At 45.2% G+C, this 8,258-nt stretch carries 8 protein-coding genes; 3 read left to right on the top strand and 5 right to left on the bottom strand.

The annotated features are described in order from the left end of the window. Positions 1-397: 397 nt before the first annotated feature. Entirely contained in the window at positions 398-1,597 is a 1,200-nt protein-coding gene (locus B5F71_RS17830) for an MFS transporter (protein ID WP_022039905.1), read from the bottom strand. A 111-nt stretch (positions 1,598-1,708) separates the two neighbouring features. Beyond that, positions 1,709-2,743, bottom strand: a complete 1,035-nt coding sequence (gene pheS, locus B5F71_RS17835; protein WP_087213029.1) for a phenylalanine--tRNA ligase subunit alpha — start codon at positions 2,741-2,743, stop codon at positions 1,709-1,711. 156 nt (positions 2,744-2,899) lie between these two features. On the opposite strand from pheS, the gene B5F71_RS17840 reads away from it, so the two are divergent. The 3 genes from B5F71_RS17840 to B5F71_RS17850 all read left to right on the top strand — a co-directional run bounded on the left by B5F71_RS17840 (position 2,900) and on the right by B5F71_RS17850 (position 5,683). Continuing rightward, the gene (locus tag B5F71_RS17840) at positions 2,900-3,763 is read left to right on the top strand and encodes a DUF4348 domain-containing protein (protein ID WP_087213032.1); all 864 of its coding nucleotides are present in this window, start codon (positions 2,900-2,902) and stop codon (positions 3,761-3,763) included. Positions 3,764-3,789: 26 nt separating this feature from the next. Then, positions 3,790-4,800, top strand: coding sequence for a UDP-N-acetylmuramate dehydrogenase (murB, locus tag B5F71_RS17845; RefSeq protein ID WP_087213036.1), 1,011 nt, complete (start codon positions 3,790-3,792; stop codon positions 4,798-4,800). Between the two features lie 106 nt (positions 4,801-4,906). Then, positions 4,907-5,683, top strand: a complete 777-nt coding sequence (locus tag B5F71_RS17850; RefSeq protein ID WP_087213040.1) for an MBL fold metallo-hydrolase — start codon at positions 4,907-4,909, stop codon at positions 5,681-5,683. A 113-nt stretch (positions 5,684-5,796) separates the two neighbouring features. Here the strand turns inward: B5F71_RS17850 and B5F71_RS17855 are convergent, their stop codons facing one another. The 3 genes from B5F71_RS17855 to B5F71_RS17865 are packed head-to-tail and all read right to left on the bottom strand — an operon-like array spanning position 5,797 to position 8,098. Continuing rightward, entirely contained in the window at positions 5,797-6,408 is a 612-nt protein-coding gene (locus B5F71_RS17855; RefSeq protein ID WP_087213043.1) for a ParB/RepB/Spo0J family partition protein, read from the bottom strand. Next, positions 6,405-7,700, bottom strand: a complete 1,296-nt coding sequence (locus tag B5F71_RS17860) for a DUF3440 domain-containing protein (RefSeq protein WP_087213046.1) — start codon at positions 7,698-7,700, stop codon at positions 6,405-6,407. The genes B5F71_RS17855 and B5F71_RS17860 overlap by 4 nt, the downstream gene beginning before the upstream one ends. Next, a complete protein-coding gene (locus B5F71_RS17865) occupies positions 7,697-8,098 on the bottom strand; it encodes a hypothetical protein (RefSeq protein ID WP_022039897.1) in 402 nt (133 codons plus the stop codon). Before B5F71_RS17865 ends, B5F71_RS17860 begins: the two co-directional genes overlap by 4 nt. Positions 8,099-8,258: the final 160 nt, after the last annotated feature.

The raw sequence follows: 8,258 nt of genomic DNA on the forward strand, positions 1-8,258 counted from the left end.
GCTCCTGTTCTTCGTCAGATAGCCCGCTATCTTCCTCATCACAGAAGCGAAAATGCCTCAAAAACTCATCCCAAATCATCGCACGATAAATTCAAAACAGCTTCTAAAATGATTTTCTTTTTATACGATGCGCAAATAATGTTGCGAGAAGAGTAAGAGCCTGTTTAAATTTTCCAATAAAGTAATATTCTATCAGGTTCTTTTGCGTTTGTTTCCGGTCTGTTTTCCCGATTTTATTCGTCAGATAGCTCGCTATCCTTCTCATAAAATCAGAAAAACATCCTCGAAAACAATTCGCAAAATTAACCTGAGCAAAATTTAAACAGGCTCTAAGAAACCGTTTTGAATTTATCGTGTGCTGATTTTCTGTACAGCTTGTCTTTCCGTTTATTCGATTTTATCTCAACCGGTGACGTTGAAAATGGGGACCTGCTTTCAAGTGAAAATAGGTCATGGATACGATTGTAAGTATGGCTCCAAACAGGTATGCGTCTCTGAACGAAGCGATTTCGGCAATGTATCCGCCCAGCAGCATGCCGATTCCAAGCCCTACATCCCACGAAGTAAGGTAAGTACTGGTGGCGGTCGCACGCTGGTTGTTGGGAGCCAGGTTTACGAATAACGTATTGTAGGCAGGAAACATGGTGCCGAATCCAATGCCCAAAAGCAAGGCGACTGAAAAGAACAGACTCGTTGTGAAAGCATAGTTCCACTCTATCAGCCAGCCGCAAGCGGTCAGGGCAAAATAGCAGAGGCATACCAGATATAGTCCGGCATTGATGACTTGCGTGATTTTCCCTTTGTCGACCAGCCGTCCGCTGAACATGCGGCTGATAGCCATGCCTACAGCCATCAGGGTAAAGAAGAATCCGGTTTCGGCGGTGATGCCGATTTGCCGGGCATACATTGCCACGTAATTGGTCGTCATGCCGTAAGGGATGGAAAGCAGAAGCAGGCTGAGTCCGGCGGGAAGCCCTTTCAATAAGATAAAGCGGTCGAGCGATATCGGTTCGCGTTTGACCGGCGGTTTATAAGGGGTCTTTACCAGGCTGGCTGCGATAAAGCCCAAGATGCATGAACCGAGTCCATAAGAAAAAATGGCGATGTAAGATGTACCTGCGCTATGAAGGAACAATCCGAACATCGGTCCGACAGACATGGCGAGGTTGTTAGCCAGTCCGTAATAGCCCAAGCCTTCCCCTCTTCGTGATGAAGGCATGATGTCGATGACTACGGTATTTCCTCCTACGGTCACCATCCCGAACGAAATGCCGTGGATGATGCGATAGATGATAAACATGGTCAGTGCGCCGGCAAAGATGTAGCCGGCGAAAATCAATGTGAAAACAAAATAGGCAAACAGGTATAAGGGCTTGCGTGCGAAAGTATCAAGCAAGTATCCCGAAAACGGGCGGATGCAAAGTGAAGATACAGTATAACACGACAAGACAATGCCGATAGTGGTATTTGAAGCATGGAAAATTTCCGAAAGATAAAAGGGAAGCACCGGAACCAAGAGCCAAAAGCCGAAGTAGAGAAGGAAATTGGCGGCAAGGATGCAACAATAACTTGGGGTAATAAGCCGTTGCTTTTCCATAAACAGGAGTGTTAGGGGGTGGGGTTAATTAATAGTTAACAATTAATAATTAATAGAGATCAGCGGATGTTCCTACCCTTAACTATTAATTATTAACTATTAACTGTTTATTTAGTTTGCCGCTTCGAATTCTTCAAGGAAGCGGGTGTCGTTTTCCGAGAACATGCGCAAGTCCTTCACCTTGTATTTCAGGTTGGCAATGCGTTCTACGCCCATGCCGAAGGCATAGCCTGAATAAACTTTGCTGTCGATGCCGCATGCGTCGAGTACAGCTGGGTCTACCATGCCGCATCCCAAAATTTCCACCCAGCCGGTGTATTTGCAGAACGGACATCCTTCTCCACCACAGATGTGGCAACTGATATCCATTTCGGCACTGGGTTCGGTGAACGGGAAGTAGGAAGGGCGCAGACGGATTTTGGTTTCAGGTCCGAACATTTCTTGGGCAAATTGCAGCAAGACCTGTTTCAGATCGGTGAACGATACGTTCTTGTCTACATACAGTCCTTCTACCTGATGGAAGAAGCAATGGGCACGGTAGCTGATGGCTTCGTTGCGGTACACACGTCCCGGGCAGATGACACGGATAGGAGGTTGGGTCACTTCCATGGTGCGTGCCTGTACGCTACTGGTATGCGTGCGCAGGATGATGTTCTTGGTCACATCGTCCGGATTGGTCTCTACGAAGAAGGTATCCTGCATGTCGCGTGCCGGATGGTCGGGAGCGAAATTCATCTTTGTGAATACGTGTAGGTCGTCTTCCACTTCCGGACCGTCGGCAATGGTGAATCCCAGACGGCTGAAGATATCAATGATCTGGTTGCGCACGATGTTCAGCGGATGGCGTGTGCCCAGTCCGATGGGATAGGCCGTACGGGTCAGGTCAATGCCCGACATGTCGGCATCCTGGTTCTCGAATGTCTCTTTCAGGGCGGCTATGCGTTCTTGTGTACGGGTTTTCAGTTCGTTCAGTTTCATGCCCACTTGTTTCTTCTGTTCGGCGGGCACATTTCGGAAGTCTGCCATCAAGGCATTGATGATTCCCTTTTTGCTCAGGTACTTGATGCGGATCGCTTCCAGTTCTTCTGTGTTCTGGGCGTTCAGCTGATCTACTTCTTGAAGTAATTCTTCTATTTTCGTTATCATAACCTATTCTTTAGTTTTCTTGTTTTTAGCGCAAAGGTAAGGATTTAAACTGAATTATTGTCTTTTTCTTCCGACAAAAAAGAAAACTACAGGTCTTTTATCCGATAAAAGAAAAAAAGAAGTAATTTTGCGCTTGATTTTTCAGAAGCACTAAATATGAAAAAAATTGTATTCGGATGTTGTTTGCTTGTATTGGCAACAACCTCCTGCGGAGGTGGAAAGAAAAAGATAGATCCTTTTGAGACGCTGACGAGTGAGATAGATTCGTTGTCTGCCGCGCCCGACACGATGGTGATTGACACGGCTCCTGTCCGTCCGGAAGTGATTCCGGCTACAGCCGATGAGAGTTTTGCCGACTTTTTCTACAACTTTGCTTCAAACGAAGGTTTCCAGCATTCGCGGATTGTTTTCCCGATTTCTTATTATAAAGGGAAGGAAGTGGTTCGTATCTCGAAAGAGGACTGGAAGTACGATCCGCTTTTCAGCCGCGACCCGGTATATACCGTGCTTTTCGACAGGGAAGAGGAAATGGAGTTGGAGAAGGACACGGCGGTGAGGAGTGTGCAGGTCGACTGGATTTACCTGAAAGACCGTCAGGTGAAGCGTTATTATTTCCAGCGCATCAACGATAGTTGGTTTCTGGAGGCGATAAATAAAGAGAAGCTGGCGCATGCAGAAGGCGGGAGAGAAGATTTTTTTGATTTCTACTTCCGTTTTGCCAATGATTCGGTGTTTCAGGGAGAGCGTCTGGCAGACCCTCTGTCGTTTGTGACGGTTGATCCGGAAGATGAATTTCAGATTCTGGAAACTACACTTGATGAAGGGCAATGGTTCTCGTTTCGTCCGCCTTTGTTGAAGGAACGGTTGACCAATGTGCATTATGGACAAGAGTCATTGCCTGATACAGATACGAAAATCATTGAATTTAAAGGGTTCGGAAATGGATTCAGCAATACATTGTACTTCAAGCGTCGGGGTGGAGAATGGAGGTTGAAACAGTTTGAGGATTTGAGCGATTGACAGCTTCTTCAATAAAAACAAAGAGAATGAAAGATTTACGAAATTATTCCTTGTTGTCTCATAATACGTTTGGTATGGATGTACATGCCAAACGGTTTGTAGAATACGAATCGGAAGAAGAACTTTGTGCGTTTCTGAGGCAAAAGAATACTCCTTTGCCGCTCTTGCCTGTCGGAAGCGGGAGTAACCTGCTCTTTTTGGATGATTTCTCCGGTACGGTACTTCATTCTGCCATTCAAGGTATCCGTGTGGTACGCGAGAATGAGGAGGAGGTAGAAGTATGCGTGGGTTCGGGTGTCGTGTGGGACGAATTTGTGGCATATGCCGTTTCCCATGGCTGGTATGGAGCCGAAAACCTTTCGTTAATACCTGGAGAAGTGGGGGCTTCGGCTGTGCAGAATATCGGCGCATACGGAGTCGAAGTGAAGGACTTGATAACAAAGGTGGATACATTATGCATAGCCACGGGTGAACATCGCCGCTTCTCGAATGCCGAATGCCGTTATGCCTATCGCCAAAGCGTTTTTAAGCGAGAGATGAAAGGATGCTATATCGTGACTAAGGTCTTTTTCAGGTTAAGCAAGAAGCCGGTGTGGCATTTGGATTACGGGAATATCCGTGCTGAACTGGAGAAAGCCCATGCGGAGCTTACGCTCGAGACGTTGCGTGCCGTGATAATCCGTATCCGGAAAGCCAAATTGCCCGACCCAGTGGAGGTGGGGAATGCGGGAAGTTTCTTTATGAATCCGGTGATTCCGTTGGCTCAGTACGAAGCGTTGCGCGTGTCATATCCTGATATGCCTCATTATCCGGCTGGAGAAGGGAAGGTGAAAGTGCCTGCCGGATGGCTGATAGACAGGTGTGGATGGAAAGGTAAAAAGCAAGGGAAAGTAGGCGTGCACGATAAGCAGGCGTTGGTATTGGTGAATTTAGGGGGAGCTACTGGCGAAGAGGTTCGCCGCTTGGCAGAGGATGTGGCGGATTCGGTAAAAGAAAAGTTCGGCATCGTGATTGTGCCCGAAGTGAATTATATTTAGTTCTTAAGTTCTTAAGTTTTTAAGTTTTTAAGTTTTTAAGTTTTAAACTCTTAAACGTTTTGACTCACAAACTCACAAACTTACAAACTCACAAACTCATTAGTATATGAAAATAACGGTATTGGGAAGCGGTACTTCCACAGGTGTGCCGCAGGTTGGGTGTACGTGCCCGGTCTGTACGAGTGCAGACTCGCGTGATAACCGGTTGCGCTGTTCGGCACTGGTAGAAACAGAAGGGGTTCGTATCTTGATAGATTGTGGACCTGACTTTCGGGAGCAAGCCCTTCGTTTGCCTGATTTTCATCCCATAGATGGTGTATTGATTACTCACGAACATTACGATCACGTGGGCGGACTGGACGATTTACGTCCGTTTTGCAAGTTTCGGGATGTGCCGGTATATGCCGAGGCTTATACGGCAGACCGTTTGGTAAAACGTATTCCTTATTGTTTCGACGAGCATCCTTATCCGGGTGTTCCCCGTATTCCACTGACGAAAATCGAGCCATACGTGCCTTTTCAGGTCACAAACGATGCAGGTCATTCGGTCGAGGTTGTGCCTTTTCGTGTGATGCACGGCCGGCTTCCTATATTGGGTTTTCGTATTGGCAAAATGGCATGGATTACTGATATGTCTTATTTGCCTGATGAGTCGTATGCATACGTGAATGGGGTGGATTGTCTGTTTATGAATGCCTTGCGCATCCAGCCTCATCCTACACACCAGTCTTTGGCAGAGGCGTTGAACCAGGCAGAACGTATACAGGCGCGTGAAACCTATTTTATCCACATCAGCCATCAGTTAGGCCTGCATGCCGAGGTTGAGAGAAAACTTCCGCCTTGTGTGCATCTGGCTTTCGATGGTGAAGTAGTCCGATTATAAAATAAGGAAGAGAAAGTCAAAGAAAATCACAAGCTGCTTAATAGCTTTATAAGGTAGCTTCCTATACGTGGAACGTTTTTTCCTAGACTTTCCTCTATTCCTCTTCTTGGCATTTATTTTTCGATTTCGCTCTTTACAGCATTTTCTTCTGTATTTTCAGGGTCGGGCAGATAAGTGGACTTATCTGGTGGAATCGTAAAGTTTTTATCGATAAAAAGTTCGGCAAGTCCGGATATCTGTTTCAGACGGAGCAGTTCATCGCGGTCCATCCCGATGTTTTTCATTATCCATTGGTCGCTCATGCCAGCTTTGTCCAATTCGGATACGATGTGCGACATAAGGTCTACATCGTGTGTTCCCCGTGCGCGGTTGTGTCGGATGGTAGAACCGATACGGTTTGACAGGTCTTTATCGATTATTACTACCGGAAGCATACCTTTCTCACGTTCGTATATGCGTTTTGATTTTTTTAATACACTATATCGGTGAAAACCGTCTACCAGTATATACTCATCTTTTTCATGGTCGTAGTAACACACACAAGGCATGGTAAAGCCATCTTCCCAAATAGACAATTCGAGCAATTTCATTTCAGGAGGTGCCACTTTGTTCGGATTGTAATCGTTGGCATGTACTTTTTCTACTGGTACGGCAATGACATTGTATACCGGACTTTTATAGTTTTGGGGGATAGGTTCCTCAAGTTGTTCTTTTTTCTTTCTCATCTCCAGATATGTTTGTAATTTTCCATTATTTGGTTTTTCTTGCTGATTTCTTCCTTGTTGGGCGAGAATCCCATGTATTTGCAGGCATGGTCATTTCGTAAGATGCAAATACACATTCGTTTGTAAGTAGGGATTTCGCGGAACTCGGGAATGTCGATATCTTCCTGATATTCCATACGTACAGGATGTTTATGGGTTTTGTAGTTGCTTTTGTCCACGATTTCTATAGGTATTTTGGCATCAATCAGTTTTTGGATGACTTCATCGCTCAAACATCCTCCTTTGTTCCGCCAGAATTTAATGCTGACATCCAAGCGGCGCAGGTAGCCGTTCCTTGTTTCTTCGGGAAGGGTGGATAGGAGGAAAAACATAAATGATTTCCATGTGTAGCCTTTGGGAAGTTTGATTTTGTTGCGGGCGGTAGCATGGGTAGAACCATAGATACCGGCAAAATTGACTCCGTTCACACGGCCTATCATACGTCCCCACATGTCGGGGTCGATTGCTTTATAAAGAGACAGGCTTTCGATGGCTTCTCCGATAAACGGACTGGCTACGCGCATACGTTCGATACTGACTCCTGCTTTGTAGTATAAATCATACAGATGATTGTAGTCCCAGCCGAATTTTGCATTGGCTACCCATACATCGGAGGTGCGCCAATCATAGAGTGGATAAGCGTTGTAGATGTCATTGTTAATTTTGCAAGTCCAGATATAGCGGTGGTATAATAACATTTTAGGAGTCTGGTAGATGCATCGCCAGCGGTTGAAACTCTCTTGTGTGCGGATTCCTACCAGGCAACAGGTGCGTATGGCTTTCTTTTTTTCATGAAGCCAACTGGCAAAGTAAAGTTGAAAGTCGTAATCCCACATTTCTGGCTTGAATCCTGGAAAATTGTCTGCGGTAGTGGCATCATTGGGCATGGGGCGTACCCAGATGTCTTTTTTGTCTTCTTCCCAAGGGCGCCAGTAGGATTGGTACATAGATGTGCTGGTAGCTACCCGGAATGGGACGCAGATGCGGTATACATCTAGAATGTCTTTATTTGCTTCAAAGATACGTTCTACATAGTCGATAGTCATTTTGTATTGCACTTCATAGTCCATGAAGTAAACTCCCAGCTTGCGGTTCAGCTTATGACTTCGGATATAATCGATACACATGTTCAGCAAGACCCCACTGTCTTTTCCACCCGAAAAGGATACATATACATTGTCAAATTCCTTGAAAATAATGTCAAGCCGTTCTTGTGCCAGCTGGTAGACATTTTTAGCTGTTGTCTCTTTCATTTTCTTTCCATTTTTATGTAAAGCTTCCATTCCTTGATGGTGCTGAAACCCAGTCTGATGAACAATTCTTTATGCACAGTCTGTACCAGTGCGGTCAGATGGGGTGTATCGCCTGTATAGTCGGCACATACGGTTTGTAATAAGTCGGTCAGGATTTCATCATGCCCTTCCTTTTGTGCGTAATAATTATTAATGAGGCATTCGCTCGCTTTATTTTCAATCGGAATAAAACCGATGGCTTCATTTTGTTTGTTGACGGCAATGTACCAACGGAATTTTTTCCCGGTTTTGAAAGGGTATCGGTTGTTGTATCGGAGTACATCAGGATTCATTACAAGCGGTCCGATCAATGGGTATAATTGTTTATCAGTTCCTTCTAATTGAATGATGTGTGTCATACGTGAATGTTTTGAATGTTCTGCAAATATACGAAATCATCGGTTAAAAATAAGAAGCTGTTTTGAATTTCTCCAAAAAGTTTTTCTTGTCTTGATGTATCCGTTTTCGTGTGTGCTTTGGGCGATTTTTTGGTCCTTTTCGCTCCTGTTCTTCGTCAGA

Source organism: Bacteroides sp. An269, assembly GCF_002159755.1.
Taxonomy (GTDB): Bacteria; Bacteroidota; Bacteroidia; order Bacteroidales; family Bacteroidaceae; genus Phocaeicola; species Phocaeicola intestinalis.

What these genes read in the sequence shown, in the direction of transcription:
- B5F71_RS17830 (WP_022039905.1), bottom strand. Translation starts at nt 1,597, where the DNA reads ATGGAAAAGCAACGGCTTATTACCCCAAGTTATTGTTGCATCCTTGCC.
- pheS (WP_087213029.1), bottom strand. Translation starts at nt 2,743, where the DNA reads ATGATAACGAAAATAGAAGAATTACTTCAAGAAGTAGATCAGCTGAAC.
- B5F71_RS17840 (WP_087213032.1), top strand. Translation starts at nt 2,900, where the DNA reads ATGAAAAAAATTGTATTCGGATGTTGTTTGCTTGTATTGGCAACAACC.
- B5F71_RS17865 (WP_022039897.1), bottom strand. Translation starts at nt 8,098, where the DNA reads ATGACACACATCATTCAATTAGAAGGAACTGATAAACAATTATACCCA.
- B5F71_RS17850 (WP_087213040.1), top strand. Translation starts at nt 4,907, where the DNA reads ATGAAAATAACGGTATTGGGAAGCGGTACTTCCACAGGTGTGCCGCAG.
- murB (WP_087213036.1), top strand. Translation starts at nt 3,790, where the DNA reads ATGAAAGATTTACGAAATTATTCCTTGTTGTCTCATAATACGTTTGGT.
- B5F71_RS17860 (WP_087213046.1), bottom strand. Translation starts at nt 7,700, where the DNA reads ATGAAAGAGACAACAGCTAAAAATGTCTACCAGCTGGCACAAGAACGG.
- B5F71_RS17855 (WP_087213043.1), bottom strand. Translation starts at nt 6,408, where the DNA reads ATGAGAAAGAAAAAAGAACAACTTGAGGAACCTATCCCCCAAAACTAT.